The 18,737-nt window shown below is 64.2% G+C and carries 19 protein-coding genes; 14 read left to right on the top strand and 5 right to left on the bottom strand.

All coding sequences use genetic code 11. From position 1 onward, the window contains the following. Positions 1 to 15 precede the first annotated feature (15 nt). The 4 genes from I6F36_RS09390 to I6F36_RS09375 all read left to right on the top strand — a co-directional run bounded on the left by I6F36_RS09390 (position 16) and on the right by I6F36_RS09375 (position 3,487). The gene (locus I6F36_RS09390; RefSeq protein WP_225171327.1) at positions 16 to 900 is read left to right on the top strand and encodes an amidohydrolase; all 885 of its coding nucleotides are present in this window, start codon (positions 16 to 18) and stop codon (positions 898 to 900) included. A 75-nt stretch (positions 901 to 975) separates the two neighbouring features. Further along, positions 976 to 1,689: a PIG-L deacetylase family protein gene (locus I6F36_RS09385; RefSeq protein WP_225171326.1), complete on the top strand. Its 714-nt coding sequence runs from the start codon at positions 976 to 978 to the stop codon at positions 1,687 to 1,689. Further along, a complete protein-coding gene (locus tag I6F36_RS09380; protein WP_225171325.1) occupies positions 1,686 to 2,564 on the top strand; it encodes a hypothetical protein in 879 nt (292 codons plus the stop codon). The genes I6F36_RS09385 and I6F36_RS09380 overlap by 4 nt, the downstream gene beginning before the upstream one ends. Continuing rightward, positions 2,564 to 3,487 (top strand): NAD(P)-dependent oxidoreductase, encoded by a 924-nt coding sequence (locus I6F36_RS09375; RefSeq protein ID WP_225171324.1) that lies wholly within the window; start codon positions 2,564 to 2,566, stop codon positions 3,485 to 3,487. Before I6F36_RS09380 ends, I6F36_RS09375 begins: the two co-directional genes overlap by 1 nt. Here the strand turns inward: I6F36_RS09375 and I6F36_RS09370 are convergent, their stop codons facing one another. Further along, on the bottom strand, positions 3,488 to 3,811 hold the full coding sequence (locus tag I6F36_RS09370) for a hypothetical protein (protein WP_085972019.1): 324 nt from the start codon (positions 3,809 to 3,811) through the stop codon (positions 3,488 to 3,490). It lies immediately after the preceding gene. A gap of 196 nt (positions 3,812 to 4,007) precedes the next feature. After that, positions 4,008 to 5,243: an amidohydrolase family protein gene (locus I6F36_RS09365; RefSeq protein WP_225171323.1), complete on the bottom strand. Its 1,236-nt coding sequence runs from the start codon at positions 5,241 to 5,243 to the stop codon at positions 4,008 to 4,010. Positions 5,244 to 5,395: 152 nt separating this feature from the next. On the opposite strand from I6F36_RS09365, the gene I6F36_RS09360 reads away from it, so the two are divergent. After that, on the top strand, positions 5,396 to 5,812 hold the full coding sequence (locus tag I6F36_RS09360; protein ID WP_225171322.1) for a nuclear transport factor 2 family protein: 417 nt from the start codon (positions 5,396 to 5,398) through the stop codon (positions 5,810 to 5,812). Here I6F36_RS09360 and I6F36_RS09355 read toward each other — a convergent pair. Next, complete coding sequence (locus tag I6F36_RS09355; RefSeq protein WP_025035646.1) at positions 5,809 to 6,567, bottom strand: GntR family transcriptional regulator; 759 nt, start codon at positions 6,565 to 6,567, stop codon at positions 5,809 to 5,811. The two genes, I6F36_RS09360 and I6F36_RS09355, sit on opposite strands and share 4 nt — an antisense overlap. Before the next feature lie 194 nt (positions 6,568 to 6,761). Between I6F36_RS09355 and I6F36_RS09350 the strand changes: the two genes are divergently transcribed. From I6F36_RS09350 to I6F36_RS09330, 5 genes are all read left to right on the top strand, one after another. After that, positions 6,762 to 7,619: an ABC transporter ATP-binding protein gene (locus tag I6F36_RS09350; RefSeq protein WP_225171321.1), complete on the top strand. Its 858-nt coding sequence runs from the start codon at positions 6,762 to 6,764 to the stop codon at positions 7,617 to 7,619. After that, entirely contained in the window at positions 7,619 to 8,395 is a 777-nt protein-coding gene (locus I6F36_RS09345) for an ABC transporter permease (protein WP_225171320.1), read from the top strand. The genes I6F36_RS09350 and I6F36_RS09345 overlap by 1 nt, the downstream gene beginning before the upstream one ends. Before the next feature lie 39 nt (positions 8,396 to 8,434). After that, positions 8,435 to 9,460: an ABC transporter substrate-binding protein gene (locus I6F36_RS09340; protein WP_109144102.1), complete on the top strand. Its 1,026-nt coding sequence runs from the start codon at positions 8,435 to 8,437 to the stop codon at positions 9,458 to 9,460. A 16-nt stretch (positions 9,461 to 9,476) separates the two neighbouring features. Then, positions 9,477 to 10,910, top strand: a complete 1,434-nt coding sequence (locus I6F36_RS09335; protein ID WP_225171319.1) for an amidohydrolase family protein — start codon at positions 9,477 to 9,479, stop codon at positions 10,908 to 10,910. Positions 10,911 to 11,039: 129 nt separating this feature from the next. Beyond that, positions 11,040 to 11,948: an amino acid ABC transporter substrate-binding protein gene (locus I6F36_RS09330; protein ID WP_057028871.1), complete on the top strand. Its 909-nt coding sequence runs from the start codon at positions 11,040 to 11,042 to the stop codon at positions 11,946 to 11,948. 21 nt (positions 11,949 to 11,969) lie between these two features. On the opposite strand, the gene I6F36_RS09325 is transcribed toward I6F36_RS09330, so the two are convergent. Further along, on the bottom strand, positions 11,970 to 13,181 hold the full coding sequence (locus I6F36_RS09325) for an acyl-CoA dehydrogenase family protein (protein WP_057028872.1): 1,212 nt from the start codon (positions 13,179 to 13,181) through the stop codon (positions 11,970 to 11,972). Positions 13,182 to 13,212: 31 nt separating this feature from the next. Further along, positions 13,213 to 14,838, bottom strand: coding sequence for a long-chain fatty acid--CoA ligase (locus I6F36_RS09320; protein WP_225125820.1), 1,626 nt, complete (start codon positions 14,836 to 14,838; stop codon positions 13,213 to 13,215). A gap of 177 nt (positions 14,839 to 15,015) precedes the next feature. Between I6F36_RS09320 and I6F36_RS09315 the strand changes: the two genes are divergently transcribed. From I6F36_RS09315 to I6F36_RS09300, 4 genes are all read left to right on the top strand, one after another. Further along, a complete protein-coding gene (locus I6F36_RS09315; RefSeq protein WP_225125818.1) occupies positions 15,016 to 16,869 on the top strand; it encodes an NAD(P)/FAD-dependent oxidoreductase in 1,854 nt (617 codons plus the stop codon). A 40-nt stretch (positions 16,870 to 16,909) separates the two neighbouring features. Further along, a complete protein-coding gene (locus I6F36_RS09310) occupies positions 16,910 to 17,728 on the top strand; it encodes a lytic transglycosylase domain-containing protein (protein ID WP_036001257.1) in 819 nt (272 codons plus the stop codon). A gap of 113 nt (positions 17,729 to 17,841) precedes the next feature. After that, the gene (locus tag I6F36_RS09305) at positions 17,842 to 18,063 is read left to right on the top strand and encodes a hypothetical protein (RefSeq protein ID WP_007592399.1); all 222 of its coding nucleotides are present in this window, start codon (positions 17,842 to 17,844) and stop codon (positions 18,061 to 18,063) included. 12 nt (positions 18,064 to 18,075) lie between these two features. Then, the gene (locus I6F36_RS09300) at positions 18,076 to 18,498 is read left to right on the top strand and encodes a hypothetical protein (RefSeq protein ID WP_036001255.1); all 423 of its coding nucleotides are present in this window, start codon (positions 18,076 to 18,078) and stop codon (positions 18,496 to 18,498) included. The last annotated feature ends 239 nt before the right edge of the window (positions 18,499 to 18,737 follow it).

Below are 18,737 nucleotides of genomic sequence, written 5' to 3'. Positions count from 1 at the left end.
TCGGCGGTTCACCTCATGACGATGATGTACACGCCGACCATTCCACCGCCCGATCCGAACACGCGCACGCCGAAGTTCAGGCTGCCGAAGCTGTCGTGTGACGCGCATTGCCACATCTTCGGGCCCGGCGCGAAATACCCTTACGCGCCGGAGCGTTCCTACACGCCGCCGGATGCGCCGCTGGAGGATTTTCGCATCCTGCATGCCAAGCTCGGCGTGGAGCGCGCCGTCATCGTCAATGCCAGCGTGCACGGCACCGACAACAGGGTGGCGCTCGATGCGATCGCTGAGAGCAATGGCGCCTACCGTGCCGTCGCCAATATCGATGGCACCATCACCGAGCGCGACCTGCGCGTCCTGCACGAGGGCGGTTTTCGCGGCTGCCGCTTCAATTTCGTCCGCCATCTCGGCGGCGTCCCCGACAAGCGCGTGTTCGACCGCATCGTCGCGATAGTCACGCCGCTCGGCTGGCACGTCGACCTGCATTTCGATGCGGTCGATTTGCCCGAATATGCCGACATGCTGACAAGCCTGCCGCTGAGCTACACCATCGACCATATGGGCCGGGTGAAGGCGGCAGACGGGCTCGACCAGCTGCCGTTCAAGATCCTGATCGAGCTGATGCAGCGCGATGACAAGTGCTGGGTGAAGATCTGCGGCTCGGAGCGGGTGTCCTCTATCGGTCCGCCGTTCACCGATGCGGTGCCGTTCGCACGAAAGATCGTCGAGACCGCGCCGGATCGCGTCATCTGGGGTACGGACTGGCCGCATCCCAACGTCAAGGTGATGCCGAATGACGGCGATCTCGTCGATTTGATCCCGCTGTTCGCGCCGGAGCCGGAGCTGCAGACAAAGATTCTGGTCGACAATCCCGCGCGCCTGTTCGGGTTCGAGGCGTGACGACGTCATCGCGACCGGCACGCTGGGAGGACATGTGCTGTGGACGCATGCATACGAAACAAAAGGGAGTAGCCCATGAAAACAGGCCTCGTCGTCACCGCCCATCCCGGCGATTTCGTCTGGCGCGCCGGCGGCGCCATCGCGCTGCATGCGAACAAAGGTTATCGCGTGAAGATCGTGTGCCTGTCCTTCGGGGAGCGCGGCGAGAGCCAGTTCGCCTGGAAGGAGCAGGGTGCGACGCTGGAATCGGTCAAGGCCGGCCGCAAGGACGAAGCGGAGCGGGCGGCCAGGCTGCTTGGCGCCGAAATCGAGTTCTTCGATTGCGGTGACTATCCGCTGAAGCTCACCGAGGCGCATTTCGACCGCATGGTGGATATCTACCGCGAGCTCAATCCGAGCTTCGTCCTGACGCATGCGCTGGAAGACCCCTATAATTTCGACCATCCGAACGCGGCGCATTTCGCGCAGGAGACGCGCGTGGTCGCGCAGGCCATGGGCCACAAGCCCGGCGTGCCGTACAAATATTCGGCGCCGCCGGTGTTCCTGTTCGAGCCGCACCAGCCCGAGCAGTGTAACTACAAGCCCGACACCATCCTCAAGATCGACGAAGTCTGGAAGGAGAAGTATGAGGCGTTCCAGATTCTCGCTGCGCAAAAACATCTCTGGGGCTATTACGAGCGCGTCGCGCTCAACCGCGGCATCCAGGGCAGCCGCAACACCGGTGTTCCCATGACCTATGGCGAGGCCTATCAGCGCCTGTTTCCGACGGTTGCGGACGAGCTGGCATGAAGCCGGTCCGCACAATCAAGCTGAAAGCCGTACTCGGCAGTCACCACCATGTGCAGGCGGTGAAGAGCGGGGCGCTCCGTTCCGACCTGTTCGATCTCGATTTCATCGAATACACGCCGACCAACACGGCGTTCAAGCCGATGGTGCGCGAACGGGCCTTTGACGTCTGCGAGATGGCGATCGTCACCTATTTGATGGCGAAAGCGCACGGCAAGCCGCTGGTGCTGCTGCCGGCGACCATGCTCGGCCGCTTCCAGCATTCTTACGCGCTCTATAATCCCACGCATGGGACGCTCGGGCCCACCGATCTCGAAGGCAAGCGTGTCGGCATCCGCTCCTTCACGACCACGACGGGCGCCTGGATCAGGGGCATCCTCGCCAACGATTACGGCGTCGATCTCGACAGGATCCGCTGGATCACCTTCGAGGATCCGCACGTCGCCGAGTATGTCGACACCACGGAGCGCGCCCCGAAGGACAAGAAGATCCTCCAGATGTTGCTCGACGGCGAGCTCGATGCCGTCCTCGGCGAGACCTCCGATGATCCCAAGCTGAAGCCGCTGTTTCCCGATCCGGCCGCAGAAGCCTCCAGATGGTATTCGCGGCGCGGCGTGGTCCCGATCAACCATCTCGTGGTCGTGACCGAGAGCCTCGCGAAATCGCGCCCCGACGTGGTCGCCGGCGTTTATGATCTCTTGAAGCGGAGCAAGGCGCAGGCAGGGCCGGCGGCAACGCCCGACCTCGTTCCGTTCGGGATCGAGGTCAACAGAAAACCGCTCGAGCTGATCGTCGACTACGCATTCCAGCAGGCGCTGATCCCGCGCCGCTATGCGGTAGAGGAACTCTTCGACGAGACGACACGAGGGCTGAACTGATGGCAGGTGATCCCAGGCGCTGGCAGATCGGGTTGGTCGGCTATGGCGAGGTCGGCAGGATACTGGCTGAGGATTTGCGCCAGCAGGACATCAAAGTCTCAGCCTACGATATCAAGCTCGGAGGCGAGCAGGGTGTGCCGCTGCAGGAGCATGCGGCGAAATTCGCTGTCGCTCTTGCGACCTCTCACGCCGAGCTGACCGCGAAATCCGACTTCATCATCTCCGCCGTCACGGCGAGCCAGGCCGTGCCGGTCGCAGAGGCCTGTGCGACGGCGATCAACCAGGGCACCTGGTTTCTCGATTTCAACTCGGCCTCTCCCGGCGCCAAGCAGCGCGCGGCGGCGCTGATCGACGGTGCCGCCGGGCGCTATGTCGAGGGCGCGGTGATGACCTCGGTGCCGCCTTATCGCATCAAGGTGCCCTTGCTGCTCGGCGGACCCGGCGCGAGAGAGCTCGAGCCGCTGCTGAACGCGATCGGTTTCGCGGCCAAGGTTGCCAGCGACAAGCTCGGCGTGTCCTCGGCCGTCAAAATGTGCCGCAGCATCATGATCAAGGGCCTGGAGGCCATGGTCATCGAGAGCTTCACGACGGCGCGTGGCTATGGCGTCGAGGATGCGGTGCTGCCTTCGCTTGCGGAAACGTTCCCCGGGATCGACTGGGAGGAGCTGGGCGCCTATTGCTTCCAGCGCGTGATCGAGCACGGCCGCCGCCGGGCCGAGGAGGTGCGCGAGGTCGCCAAGACCGTGCGCGAGGCGGGGCTGACGCCGTGGTCGGCGCAAGGCACGGCCGAGCGGCAGGCCTGGATGGCCGATCTCGCCGATGAGGGGCTGTTCGGGTTGAGGGGCAGCAGCGAATTCGCCCGCAGTGCGGACTGGCGCACCGAGGCGGACCGGATCCTGGCGAAGATCAATCGGACGAAATAGTCAGCTCAGGACCGGGTCGCTGGCTTCGAAGCTCCCGACCTGGTCACGCGCGCGTTCGATGAGGTCGATCAGATTGCGGGATTTACGGACGAGCTGCTCGGTGGCCGGCTGGGTGCGGAACTCCGCCAGCACGGCGCGAACGCACTTGCTGGCGGCATCGAGCGTCCAGAGCGTACGGTTCACGTCGGCCTGCGTCTGGATGGCCGAGATATCGAGACCCGAGAGAACGTGGCCGATGCCGTCCAGCCGCTTCACCGCCGTATCGGTCGGCGTTCGGGCCTGGACCGAATCATCAATGCTGCTGAATGCGCTGAACAGACTCATACTCCCCCACTGAACGCAGATTGTCAGTGCACGTCGTAGTTACGGCGGCGCGGCCTGCCTCGCAATGCGTTGAGCTACGGTCCGGGATTCTACCGAACTCGGGTCGGCGCGGACCGGCGGTAAAATCGAACTGCCGTGGCCTCGCGGCCGATCAGGTTGTGCGCGCGATGCCCGAAATATCGGCCGTGAAACGCGCTCAGCTCTTGAACAGGGTCGGCCGGGGCCGTGCAAATGTCTGCCGGCCGCGCTTGAAGCCCATCAGGACGTCAGGCAGCTCGGCGATGGCGAATCGGCTGTCCTTGGTATCGAGCACGATCAGATCGGCGGGATTGCCGACCTCGATGCCGTAGTCGGCGAGGTTCATCAGCCGGGCCGGCAGCTCGGTCACGAGGTCCAGGCAGGTGTCGAAGTCGCTGACCGAGGCGTGCGCGACGTTGGCGTAGAAGTTCGCCATCCGCAGCAGCGAGGCATCGCCGAACGGCGTGAAGGGATTGAGCACGTTGTTGGTCGCGACCGAGCAGAGCACGCCGTCGCCGGCAAGCTTGTGGGCCAGGGTCAGCCCGCGCGGCGCGTTGTGCGTGTCCTCGCGCCCCATCAGATAGAGATCGGTCGCGGGCAGGACGGTGACCGCAACGCCTGACCTTGCCAGTTGCGCAGTGGCCGCCTTCATCCGTTCGGGGGGCAAGGCCGACAGCTTCGTGGCATGGCCAATCGCGACGCGTCCGCTGTAGTTGCGCTGCTCGGTCTGGCGGCAGACCTCGTCGAGATGCCACCAGGAGGGATCGAGATCGAAATCGAGATGGAGATCGACGTCGATGTCGAATTCCTCAGCGAGATCGAAGATGCGCGCGAGATGGGCGTTCGGGTCGGTGTCCATGTAGGGACAGCCGCCAATGACCTCGCCGCCTTCGCGCAGCGCCTGGATCAGCAGCTCCTCGGCTCCGGGATCGTTGGTGAGGCCTTCCTGCGGGAAGACGCAGAGCTCGAGATCGATCGCCCAGGCGTAATCGCGCTTCAGCGCCTTGACCGCCTCGTAGCCGCGGAGGCCGATGCGGGGGTCGATCTCGACATGCGTCCGCATGCGCGTCGTGCCGTTGACGATGGCGCGTTCGAGCACTCTGGCGCCGCGCGCGTAGACGTCCTCGATTGTGAAATCCTTCTTCATCCCGGCGACGGCGCGGATCGCCTCCGAGACGCTGCCGTGATCGTGGCCGCAGCGGCCGAGCAGGCAGGCCTTGTCGAGATGGATGTGGGTGTCGACGAAGCCGGGCAGGGCGAGGAGGCCGCCGAGATCGACGTCGGCGGCCTCGCAGGCCAGCTTTGGCGCGATCGCGGCGATGCGGCCGTCCTTCACCCCGATATCGACCGGTGCGGCGGAAGAGCGCAACAATGCGTTGCGGAAGATCAGGTCGAAGGTGGCTTGGGCGGTCATGGCGTTGGATTCAGCCGTGGCAGCCTAGCGGAAGCCGTGGGGGCGGGCAGCTCCAGATTGTGTGCAATGCTGGGGCTGGATTGTCCAAAAATTGTGCATGCACTTTGAGGCACCCGGATTGTAAGATGGCGGCATCCGGAGAGAACCCCGCGATGTCTACTGCCGCAAAAGCCGAAAGCCCGACGACCGACGCCGAGATTGTCGAAGCCTATCTCACCGCTTCGATGATACCGGATCCCGACGCCGCTGCGGCCTATATGAAGCCGGGCACGGTGATCACGTTCACCGGCGGGCGCGCGTTCGACCATCCGCGCGGGCCGACCGGCTTCAACGCGAAACGCTATCGCTGGGTCAAGAAGAAGATGGACCGGTTCGACGTCTGCCCGGGCCCGGACGAGACCGTCGTCTACAGCGTCGGCACGCTCTATGGCGAATGGATGGACGGCACGCCGTTCGAGGGCAACCGCTATGTCGATCGCTTCGTCGTGAGGGACGGGCAGATCGTGAAGATGGATGTCTGGAACGACAGCGCCGAGCGCATCCTCGTCCAGCGCGGCATCGAGGCTTAGCCCCTCCGCGCGATTTTCGGCAGCTTGACGACGCGATTGCTCGTCACCTCGTCCGCATAGGGTGCGAGGATGTCGAGCAGATCGCGGCCACGCTGCGGAGTGGGAGCGACCAGCGCACGATTGGCCACCGAATCCAGGTGATGATGCATCAATTCCATCACCTTGGCCGCATCGCCCTTGGCAAGCGCCGCGATGATGGCGCGGTGCTCGTTGATGGCGCATTCGGTGGAATGCGGCCGGCTGTACAGCGACAGCGTCAGGCAGCAGCGATAGGCGACCTCGCTGACATAGCGCACCAGAATCGGGCTGTTCGTCATATGGGCGAGCAGAATGTGGAATTCGGTGGCGAGTCGGATCGACACCGCATCCGTGCCGCCGCGGGCGCGATCCTCGGCATCGACATGGGCGTTCAGCTCGGCGATCTGCGCCTTGGTCAGCTTGCCCGCGAGCTGGCGCACGACGAGGCGTTCGAGCTCGATGCGGATGTCGAAGGCATCGCGCGCCTCCTGCCAGCTCGGCGTCGCCACCACGGCGATCCGGTTGCGGCGGAGCTCGACCAGGCCTTCGGCGGCGAGTTGACCTAGCGCATGGCGGGCAATGGTGCGGCTGACGCCGAAACGTTCGCCGAGCGCATCTTCCGGCAGCTTGGCGCCGGGCTCCAGCGCCTGCTCGATGATGGCGCGCCGGAGCGCGCGGCAGATCACGCTGACCTTGTCCGACGATTCAGAAGTCTTGCTGCTGGCGCGCGCCGCCATCGGCGAATCCCATGGGAGTGACATCTCTCTTTAGCACAGGCTCGCGCCGATTGAGCGCTCCAATTGCATGCAGTTTGGCCTCCGGACTGCCTAAATCGAATCCGGCGGTTTGGCGCGGATTTCGGCTAGGCCTTTGATTTCGCGGGGCTCGATCGCTGGCATCCAGCTTGCATGCACTTTTTTCCGTGATGCGCATGCAACCCAACGCCCAGTTCGACGGCCAGCCCGTTCCCGAAGGCTCTGCGACGATCGCCATCGAGCTGTCGGAGGCCTCGGTGACCTTCGGGCGCGGCGACCGCGCCGTGCCTGCTTTGTCGAAGACCACGCTCAAGATCGCCGACGGCGAGTTTGTCGCATTGGTCGGCCCGTCCGGATGCGGCAAATCGACCATATTGCGTCTCGTCAGCAGCCTGGTGCAGCCGACCAGCGGCGTCGTCATCGTCGGCGGCCGCGAGGTGGCGGCCCGGGCGATGCGGGTCGGCATGGCCTTCCAGAACCCGACCATGCTGCCGTGGATGACGATCGAGCGGAATATCATGCTGCCGCTGAAGATCGTCGAGCCGTTCCGCTCGAAGTTCCGCAAGCTGCGCAAGACCGAATTCCGCGACAAGGCCAATGCGCTGCTGGAGCAGGTCGGCCTCAAAGGGTTCGGCAACCGCTATCCCTGGCAGCTCTCCGGCGGCATGCTCCAGCGCGCCAATCTCTGCCGTGCGCTGATCCACGAGCCGCGCATGCTGCTGCTCGACGAGCCCTTTGGCGCCCTCGACCAGTTCACCCGCGAGGAGCTATGGGCGATCCTCCAGAATCTCTGGATGACGCACAAGCCGACCGTGCTGCTGGTGACGCACGATCTGCGCGAGGCCGGTTTTCTCGCCAGTCGTATCTGCGTGATGAGCGCGCGTCCCGGCCGCATCCTCGACGACAGCCGCGTGGAGTTCGCGCGGCCGCGCACCGTGGCGATGACCTTTGAGCCGGATTTCGTCGCGTTGAACCAGAAGCTGCGCGCCTTCATCGAGGATGCGCGCAGCGCCGCTGAGCAGGGGGCAGGCTGATGTTCGGGATCGATGTCAGGCAAAAAGCGTGGTCGGCGGGGCTGATCGTGCTGTTCTTCGTCGCCTGGGAGCTGTTCTGCCTGATGACCGGCATGTCCGACCTGGTGCTGCCGCGGCCCTCGCAGGTGTTCGTGACGTTGGTCCAGCGCTTCCCGGTGCTGTGGCCGCACATCGTGCAGACGCTGGCCACCACCATGTTCGGCTTCGTGCTTGGCGTCGCGCTCGGCGTCGCCCTCGGCGCGATCATCGGCGTGTCGAAGACGGCCTACGACACCTGCTATCCGCTTTTGATCGGCTTCTCCTCGATTCCCAAGGTCGCGGTGGTGCCGATCTTCGTGCTGTGGTTCGGCTCCGGCACGGTGCCGGCGGTGCTGACTGCGCTGTCGATCTGCTTCTTCCCGATCGTGGTCAATATCGCGACGGGACTTGCCACCACGGAGCCCGAGCTCGAGGACGTCTTGAAGGCGCTCGGCGCCAGCAAGCTCGACATCCTCTGGAATGTCGGTCTGCCGCGCACCATGCCGTTCTTCTTTGCTTCGCTGAAGGTCGCGATCTCCTACGCCTTCGTCGGCGCGGTGCTGTCGGAGACGGTCGCCTCCAACCGCGGCATCGGCAACGTCATGATGACCGCGTCCTCCAATTTCAACGTGCCGCTGGTGTTCGCCGGCCTGTTCGTGCTCGCCGGGCTCGGTGTCGCGCTCTACGTCGTGTTCTCGCTGATCGAAGGGCAGGTCACCGGCTGGGCCACGCGCAAGAACGACGTGATCGCCACCTGATTTCTTGAACCGTCACGCAACGAAGCTGAGGAGGTCTCGATGTTGAGGAAGTTAACCGCCGCGCTGCTTGGATTGGCGCTGTCCGCAGGCGCCGCCACCGCGCAGGAGACCACGATCAAGTTCACGCTAGGCTGGAAAACCCAGGGCAGCGACGCTGCCTTCTTCTATGCCAAGGACAACGGCTTCTTCAAAGAGGAAGGCCTCAACGTCGTCATCGATCAGGGCGAGGGCTCCGGCGCCACCGTCACGCGCGTGATGTCGGGCGCCTATGACGCCGGCTTCGGCGACGTCAACGCCATCATCCAGAACGCCTCGACCAAGCCGCAGGAGGCGCCCGTCATGGTCTACATGATGTGGAATCAGCCGCCGTTCGCCATCGTCGCCAAGAAGAGCAGCGGCATCAACACCATCAAGGATTTCGAAGGCCGCACGCTCGGCGGTGCGCAGGGCACGCCGACCACGCGCTTGTTGCCGGTGTTCACCCGCAAGAACGGGCTCGACGGCGAGAAGATCAAGATCTCCAACATGGCGCCGAACCTGCAGGAGCCGATGCTGATCAAGGGCGACATCGATGCGGCCCTCGTCTTCAACATCACCAGCTATTTCAATCTGGTGCTCAACCGCCAGGATCCGGACAAGGACTTTAAATGGTTCTCCTTCGGTGAATATGGCCTCGATCTCTACTCCAACGGCGTGATGGTCTCCCGCAAGCTGATCGCCTCGAATCCGAAGGCCGTGGCGGGCTTGGTGCGCGCCATCAACAAGGGTGCGATCGCGATCGCCAAGGACCAGAATGCCGGCATGAAGGCGGCACTGAACTACGACAACCTCATCAACGCCGAGGTGGAGAAGCGCCGGCTGCAATATTCCTTCGAGAAGCTGATCGTCTCGCCGGAGATGAAGGAGATCGGCATCGGCGACATTAAGGACGACCGGATGACGCGCGCGATCGGCATCGTGGTCGAGGGCTATCAGCTCGCCCGTGCGCCGACGCCGGCGGAGGTGTTCTCGCGCGAATTCCTGCCGCCGCGCGCGGAGCGGGAACTGGTGTACACTGCCAACTGAGATTGGAGGAACAGCCATGGCCACGGAGATCTCGGCAACCAGCCTGTTCCGTGGCCCTGACCGTGGCGTCAGCGCGAACGTCGTGCTGCGGCACGACGAGGGCGTCATCACCGAAATCTCGGAAGGAGCGGGGCCGGCGCCTCGCTCCTTCGTCATCCCCGCCTTCGTCAACGCCCATGATCATGCCCGTGCCACGGCGTCGTCCTTCGATGCGGTCGGCATGCCCCTGGAAAGCTGGATTTTGCGAACCGCGCTGGGCTCGCCGATCGATCCCTATCTGACGGCCGTCTCGGCATTGGCCCGTTCCGCCAAGGCAGGCTGCGCGGCGATGATGGTCCATTACACGCGTCCGAGCGGGACGATGCCGCTGCTGGACGAGGCCAAGGCCATCGCGAAAGCCGCATCCGACGTCGGGATTCGCATGGCGTTTGCAATGGCGGTGCGCGACCAGAACCCCATTGTCTACGGTGATGCCGAGCCGATGCTTTCAGGGCTTCCCGGGGACGATCGCAAGACGATCGAGGATCTCTTCGTTCGCGCGCCGCTGTCGCCGAAGGCCTATATCGAGCTGACCGACGCAATTGCCGCAGCCATCGCCGGACCGATGGTCGACGTGCAGCTCGGGCCGGCCGGTGTGCAATGGTGCTCGAAGCCGCTGCTGGAGGCCGTCGCGGAGAACTCCGCGCGGACCGGTCGCCGCATTCACATGCATCTGTTGGAAACAGTTTATCAGCGCGCCTGGGCCGACCAGCACTTTCCGGACATGGTGCGCTGGCTTCGCGAGGTCGGCTTTCTCTCCGAGCGGCTGACGCTGGCGCATTGCATTCACGCCCGTCCCGAAGAGCTCGAGATGATCGCGGCCTCCGGCGCGCGCATCGTCACCAATTTCAGCTCGAACATGCATCTGCGTTCGGGCCTCGCCCCGATCGCCGCCGCGCACAGATGCGGCTGCGCCATCACTGTGGGCGTCGACGGTCTGGCGCTGGACGAGGATGACGACATCCTGCGCGAGATGCGGCTGGTGCAGATGGTCCATGGCGGCCTCGGCTTCAAGGCGACATGGACGCCGGCCGAGATGTTTTCGCTCGCCATCCGCAACGGACGCCATGCGACCGGGGCGCCCGGGAATGGTGAGCTCTCGGCGGGCAATCCCGCCGACTACGTCGTGATCGATCTTGACCGGCTGGATCGAGACCAGATCATGTCGGTTGACCCGATGGCGCTGCTGTTCGCGCGCGGCAATGCGTCGCTGGTGAAGGAGGTGGTCGTCGCCGGCAGGACGATCGCGCGGGACGGGGTCTGCACGGGCGTCGACCTTCCGGCCATCGAGCGCGAATCGCGGGCGATGTACCGCGCCAATGTCGGCAAGCTCGACAGCTTCCGGCGGATGTGGCCGTCCCTGTCGGATCGGTTGAGCGGCTGGTTCGAGCAGCAGCTGACGTGCCAGTGAAGCAGCGTCGGTTTGGCCAGTATTGAAAAGCGCGATAGCTGGTAGTCGCTGTCCCGTCTGGCGGACGCTGCATGTGTCGGTTATCACCCCCCTCGCGATAAGGCCGACGACCCCATTGAGGAGCAACTGATGCGTCTACCCGTTCTTTTCCTTGCCCTGACAAGTCTTGCAGGCGCGGCGTCAGCCGAAGACCTCGCGGGCACGCTCCAGAAGATCAAGGAGACCAAGAAGATCACGCTGGGCTATCAGGAGGCCTCCGTCCCATTCAGCTATCTCGACGGCAACCAGAAGCCGGTCGGCTTTGCCATGGACATCTGCCTCCGTATCGTCGAAGCCGTGAAGAAGCAGCTCGGCATATCAGACATTTCGGTCGAGACTGTCGCGGTGACGTCCTCGAACCGGATTCCTTTGATGGTCAACGGCACGCTCGACCTGCATTGCTCGGCGACCACCAACAATGCCGACCGCCAGAAGCAGGTCGCCTTCACCAACACGCACTTCCTCAGCGCGACGCGGTTCGCGGCCAGGAAGGCGGCGAGCATCAAGACCATCGACGATCTCAAGGGCAAGGCGGTCACGGCGGTCGCGGGATCCGTGAACTTGACGCAGCTCGCCAAGGTCAACACCGAGCGCAATCTCGGCATCAACATCATGCCGGCCAAGGACCAGGCCGAGGCCTTCCTGCTGCTGGAGACCGACCGCGCCCAGGCCTATGCGCTCGACGACGTCCAGCTCGCGGTCGCGATCGCGCGGTCGAAGGAGCCGCAAGCTTACATGATCAGCGAGGAGGCGTTCTCCAAGCCCGAGCCCTACGGCATCATGCTGCGGCGAGAGGATGCGCCGTTCAAGGCGCTCGCCGATCGCGCCACCGCGGAGCTTTATGCCACCCCCGAGATCGAGGCGCTCTACAAGAAGTGGCTGCAATCGCCGACGCCGCCGAACGGCCTCAACTACAACGTCCCGATGTCATCAGCCTTGCGCAACGCCTTCAAGAAACCGAGCTCGAGCGCCGATCCTGACGTCTATGTGGTGAACTGAAGCGAAGGAAGAGCGCCTTTCTTAGGCGTTCGAGTATTTCTTCAGCTCGAGCCGCGCGATCTGGTTGCGATGGACCTCATCGGGTCCATCGGCAAGTCGCAGCAAGCGCGCGGTGGCGTAGGCCTGCGTCAGGCCGAAATCGTTCGAGGTGCCGCCGCCGCCATGGGCCTGAATGGCCCAGTCGATGATCTGACAGGCCATGTTGGGCACGGCGACCTTGATCATTGCGATCTCTGCCTTCGCCACCTTGTTGCCGACCGTGTCCATCGCATGGGCCGCGTTCAGCGTCAGTAGCCGCGCCTGCTCGATCATGATGCGCGCCTCCGCAATGCGCTCCTGCGTCACCGTCTGCTCCGAGACCGGCTTGCCGAAGGCGACCCGGCTCCGCACGCGGCGGCACATCTTCTCCAGCGTGCGTTCGGAAAGGCCGATCAGCCGCATGCAATGATGGATGCGGCCGGGCCCGAGACGGCCCTGCGCAATCTCGAAGCCGCGGCCCTCGCCGAGCAGCATGTTCTCCTTGGGCACGCGCACATTGGTGAACACCACTTCGGAGGCGCGGTCGGGCACGCCGTAGAAGCCGAACACGGGCAGGGGACGCTTGACCTCGATGCCCGGCGTGTCCATCGGCACCAGGATCATGGATTGCTGCTTGTGACGGTCGGGATTGTCGGGGTCGGTCTTGCCCATGAAGATGCAGATCTTGCAGCGAGGGTCGGTCGCGTTGGTGGTGTACCATTTGCGCCCGTTGATGACGTAATGGTGGCCGTCCCGTACGATCGAGCTCTCGATGTTGGTCGCATCGGATGATGCGACCGCCGGCTCGGTCATGGCGAAGCAGGAGCGGATTTCGCCCGCGAGCAGCGGCTTCAGCCAGCGCTCCTTGTCCTGCTCGCTGCCGTAACGCTCCAGCACCTCCATGTTGCCGGTGTCGGGCGCCGAGCAGTTGAAGACTTCAGGAGCAAGGTGCGAACGGCCCATCACCTCGCACAGTGGCGCGTATTCGAGATTGGAGAGGCCCGCGCCGTGATCGCTCTCGGGCAGAAACAGATTCCACAGCCCCTCCGCGCGCGCCAGCGGCTTAAGCTCCTCGACGACCGGATAGACCTTCCACGGCCCGAGCTCTTCAGCCTCGCGGTAGAAGCGCTCCTCGTTCGGATAGATGTGCCGGTCCATGAAGCTTTCGAGCCTGCGCTTGAGCTCGACGACTTTTGGCGACATCGGATAGAGCATTTTCTGGTCTCCTTGATCGACGGCGACCGGGTCACGCGACCCGGTACTCTTTGAACCTATCGCGCAGAGCGGATTTCAGCACCTTGCCGGTGCCGGTCATCGGGAATTCGTCGAGGAATTCGACGGCGTCCGGCAGCCACCAGCTCGCGATCTTCGGACGCATGTGCTCGAGCAGCGCCTTGCCGTCGACGGTCGCGCCCTTCTTGCGGACGACGAGGAGCAGGGGGCGCTCCTGCCATTTCTCGTGGCTGATCGCGACGACGGCCGCTTGCAGCACGTCGGGGTGGGACAGGGCGATGTCCTCGAGCTGGATCGAGGAGATCCACTCGCCGCCGGACTTGATCACGTCCTTGGAACGGTCGGTCAGCGTGACGTGGCCTTGTGGGTCGATCACGGCCATGTCGCCGGTGATCAGCCAGCCGTCGCGGTCGAGGCCTTCGTCCAGCTTCATGTAGCCGGAGGCGACCCAGGGGCCACGGGCGCGCAGATGGCCGACCGTCTTGCCGTCGCGCGGCAGCTCAATGCCGGCGTCGTCGACGATGCGCAAATGCGTGCCGAAGCAGGCGCGGCCGGAGACCTGGCGCCGGTCGAATTTCTCCTTCTCGCTGAGATGCTCCGAGCCCGGCCGCAGGCCCGGCATCGAGCAGCCCAGCGCCTCGGTCATGCCCCAGGCCTGGATGTAATCGACATTGTACTCGCGCTTGAGCTTCTCCACCATCGCGCGCGGCGGGGCCGAGCCTGACGACAACGTCGCGCGCAAGGCCGAGAATTTGTTGCCGGTCCGCCCGAGCCAATCGAGCAGGATCAGCCAGAAGCTCGGCACGCCCGCCGACAGCGTCACCTTCTCGCCTTCCAGCAATTCATAGAGCTTGTCCGGCTCGTAGTTGCGGCCGGGCAGTACCAGCTTGGAGCCGGTATAGGGCGCGGTGAACGGCATGTTCCAGCCATTGCCGTGGAAGAGCGGCGCCATCGGCATCATCACCTCGCGCACGCCTTCGACGTGTCCCGGCAGGAAGTCGAAATTGCAGCAGGTCATGGTCTGCAGGATCGCGGCGCGGTGCGAGTAGATTACGCCCTTGGGATTGCCCGTCGTGCCCGACGTGTAGCAGATCGTGGAGGCGGACTTCTCGTCGAACTCCGGCCAGGCGAAGCCGGCATCGTTCTCGCGTTCCAGAAGCTCTTCGTAACAATGCACGTTCGCGAGCTTCGTCTCCGGCATCCGCTCGCGCGAGGACATCACGACATAGGCTTCGACCGTCGTTAGCTGCGGCGCGATCGCCTCCACGAGCGGCAGCGTGGCGCGATCGATGAAGAGCAGGCGGTCCTCGGCATGGTTGATGATGTAGACGAGCTGCTCGGGAAACAGCCTGGGATTGACCGTGTGCAGCACGTAGCCCATGCCCGGCGCGGCGTAGAACATCTCGAAATGCCGGTGTGTATTCCAGGCCAGCGTTCCGACGCGGTCGCCTTGCTTCATGCCGAGCCGCTTCAGCGCCAGCGCCATGCGCTTAATACGCGGATGCGCGTCTGAGTAGGTGTAGCGATGGATGTCGCCCTCGATCTCGCGTGCGACGATCTCGGCTTCGCCATGATAATCGGCCGCATACTGGATCAGGCCGCTGATCAGCAGCGGCATGTCCATCATCAATCCCTGCATGGTCTCCCTCCGGATGGCCATGTCGTTGCATGGCGTAGGCTCGTGATTTGCGCTCGAGGTTAGCGGAAGGTCACGCAGCGTTCACGCAAAAAACAATCAGCGTGATTGCATGCCGCGCTTTTTCGGCGCTAACGTGCGGTGAGCTGCCGACGAAGCAGCATGCGCGGGAGGAATCGAATGTCAGCGGAAAGACACAAGACCGATGCAACCGGCGCATCTACGGTCGATATTTCCGCCCTCCGTGCCCGTTATCGCGACGAGCGCGACCGCCGTCTGCGCGCCGAGGGCAAGGCGCAGTATGTCGAGGTTGCGGGCGAGTTCGGCCGTTATCTCGACGACCCCTGGGCCGATCCCGGATTTGCGCGCGCGGCCATCAACGAAGCGACCGAAGTGCTCATCGTCGGCGGTGGCTTCGGCGGCCTGCTGTGTGGCGCGCGATTGCGCGAGGCCGGCATCGCGGATTTTCGTATCGTGGAAAAGGCCGCCGACTTCGGCGGCACCTGGTACTGGAATCGTTATCCCGGCGCCGCCTGCGATACCGAGAGCTATATCTACCTGCCGTTGCTGGAAGAGACCGGTTACATGCCCGTGCGCAAATATGCCCGGGCGCCGGAGATCTACGAGCACTCGCGCCGCATCGGCCGTCATTTCGACCTGTACGAGCGCGCGCTGTTTCAGACCGTCATCTCGCGGATGACCTGGCAGGAGCATGAGGCGCGGTGGCTGGTCGAGACCAACAGGGGCGACCAGATCCGCGCGCGCTTCGTCATCCTCGCCGGCGGTCCGCTGAGCCGTCCGAAGCTGCCGGGGATTGCCGGCATCGAGACGTTCAGAGGTCACAGCTTTCATACCAGCCGCTGGGATTACGGCTACACCGGCGGCAACGCGGATGGTGGCCTTACCGGTCTTGCCGGCAAGCGCGTCGGCATCATCGGCACCGGCGCCACCGCCGTGCAATGCGTGCCGCATCTCGGCCGCTCCGCCAAGGAGCTCTATGTGTTCCAGCGCACGCCGTCCGCAATCGGCGTTCGCGACGATCGTCCGACGGACCCGGCCTGGGCGCAGAGCCTCAAGCCAGGCTGGCAGCGCGAGCGCATGGACAATTTTACCGCCGTGATTTCAGGCGAGCCGTTCGAGCAGGACCTGGTGCAGGACGGCTGGACCGGCCTGCTCGGCGAAATCCTGCTGGCACCGCGCCGGCAAAAGCAGCCGGTGACTTCGATTGAGGAAGCGCTGAAGGTCATCGAGCAGGCCGACTACCGCAAGATGGAGGAGATCCGCGCGCGCGTCGACACCGTGGTCAAGGACGAGGCGACCGCGGCTGCGCTCAAGCCCTGGTACAAGGCGTTCTGCAAGCGGCCGTGCTTCCACGACGAATATCTGGACACCTTCAACCGTCCCAACGTGCATCTCGTCGATACCGGGGGGAAGGGCGTCGAACGCATCACCGAGAATGCCGTCGTCGCCGGCGGCAAGGCCTACGAGCTCGACTGCTTGATCTATGCCAGCGGCTTCGAGGTCGGCACCGATTACGCGCAGCGCATGGGCTTCGAGGTTTATGGCCGCGACGGCATGAGCCTGTCCGAGCGCTGGCAGGACGGCGTCAAGACGCTGCACGGCTTTTACAGCCGCGGTTTTCCGAACTGCTTCCTGATCGTCACCGTGCAGGCCGGCCAGAGCGCCAATTTTCCGCACATCATCGACGAGCAGTCGCAGCACATCGCCTATGTCATCAAGCAGGCGCGCGAGCGCAACGCACGCACCCTGGAGCCGACGCTTGCGGCCGAGAACGCCTGGGTCGAGGAGGTCGTCAAGGCCGCGCTCGGTCGGCAGACCTATCTCGCCGAATGCACGCCGGGCTACTACAATAACGAAGGCGTGTTCGATCCGATCGCGGCAAGAAACAGCCAATATTGGCGCGGGCCGGTGGCATTCCTGCGGCTGCTCGACAAATGGCGCAAAGAGGGCAACCTGGAAGGCCTCGAATTGTCCTATGATCGGGCCATGGAGTCGGCGCATTCCAGCGGGTAAGATTGCGCCGCCGAGCGGTACAGGACAGGAGAGGTCGGGCATGATCAGGGGCAGGGCTGTTGCGGGAGCGGTTCTTGGCGCAATGACGCTGCTCGGTTGCCTGGCATCCTCCGCCGAGGCCGCGCAATGCGGCAGCTCGCCGGCCGGCTTCGAGGCCTGGAAGCGCGAGTTCAGCGCGGAGGCTCAGGGCAAGGGCATCGGTCCCACCGCGCTGTCTGCGCTGATGCAGACGAACTATGCCAGCGCCACGATCGCGGCCGACCGCGGCCAGCGCAGCTTCTCGCTGACGCTGGACCAGTTCCTGGCCAAGCGCGGCGCCACCACCATCGTCGCCAAGGGCCGGCAGCTCAAGCAGTCGCAGGCCGCTTTGTTCGCCTCGATCGAGCAGCGCTATGGCGTCCCGCCCGGGCCGCTGATCGCGATCTGGGGCATGGAGACCGGCTTCGGCAGCCAGCGCGGCAACCAGAACATGCTGTCGTCGATTGCGACCCTCGCCTATGACTGCCGCCGTCCCGAATTCTTCACCGACCAGCTCTATGCGGCCCTGAAGCTGATCGACCGCGGTACGCTGTCGGGATCGACCCGCGGCTCCATGCATGGCGAGGTCGGCCAGACCCAGTTCATGCCCAAGAGCATTCTGGCCTACGGCACCGGCAATCTCGAAGTTGCGGCCAATGCGCTGAACTCGACCGCGAATTTCCTCAAAGCCCATGGTTGGCGTGCGGGAGCCGGATACCAGCCGGGCGAGCCCAATTTCGCTGCCATCGAGGCTTGGAATGCCGCTGGTGTCTATCAGAAGGCGATCGCGCTGATGGGCCGGCAGATCGACGAGGGCGGGAGTGCCGCGGCCTCACGCTGAGCTCTTGCTCAGCGACGTGTGATGCGACGGCGAGAGAAAGTTGTTGCCTTCTGGAACCGACGGCACGAGGTTTGCTTTGATCAAGTTCAGGGCTGGGCATGAGGAGACTCAACATGGCTACCCAGATCGTGATGGACCAAACTGGCGATACGCGCCACGAGTTTGATCCTGGCAACGCCGAGGCGCTGGCGCGAGCCGAACGGCGCTTTCGTGAGCTGACCGGAGCGGGCTTCACCGCCGCGCTTCGAACCGGACCCGGCGAAGTGACCCGGATCCGATCGTTCGATCCGACCGCGCAGGAAACGCTGTTCTATCCCCGCCTGGTCGGCGGTTGATCTGAGCTGCTCATGATCGCGGCAGTTTGGCTCCGCGCGCCGGCGCGTGCGCGCCTGCATGCGCTGCGTGAACTCTATCGCCGCTTCTTCGGCGAGAACACGCCGGATGCGCGCGGCCGCCGGCTTCTGGCCGAATGGCTGTCACCGGCGCAGCGCGCTCAATTCGAGCAGTTTCGGTATTTCGACGTCGTCGGTTGCGACACCGGCCGGACCTATCGCATCCACTACGGCACAGCCGCCAACGTCCACGAGGTCGATAGTGAGGGGCGCGCGACGATGGGGTGGTGCTTCGTCCCGTCAGGCTTCCTGGTACCGGGCGATGTGATGTTGGCGCAGAAGATCGCGCTCGAGACGGACGAGAGAGGGGCGCTTGCGCTCGCCAACCGGTTTCCGCCGGCGACGCATTCCGAGCACTTCTACCGGCGACCTTTCTAGAGCATGATCCAGAGGAAAAGTGCGGAGCGGTTTTCCAAAAAGATCATGCTCAAACAACAACCTAAAGCGCGATGACGATTCATCCTAATCGCATCGCGCTTTAGCGTCAGAACGGTCAGGAATGCGTAGTGCGGTAAGCGTCGAACGCATGCGCCGCGAAGACGCCGATGCTGCACAGCGCGAGCAGGGCTGAGATCAGCTCGATCATAGCTCGTCCTCCCGCAGCGGCTGGGCAACGA

It is taken from the genome of Bradyrhizobium sp. BRP19 (assembly GCF_020194195.1).
In the GTDB taxonomy this organism is placed as follows: Bacteria; Pseudomonadota; Alphaproteobacteria; order Rhizobiales; family Xanthobacteraceae; genus Bradyrhizobium; species Bradyrhizobium yuanmingense.
This window is presented reverse-complemented; position numbering and strand designations above follow the sequence as displayed.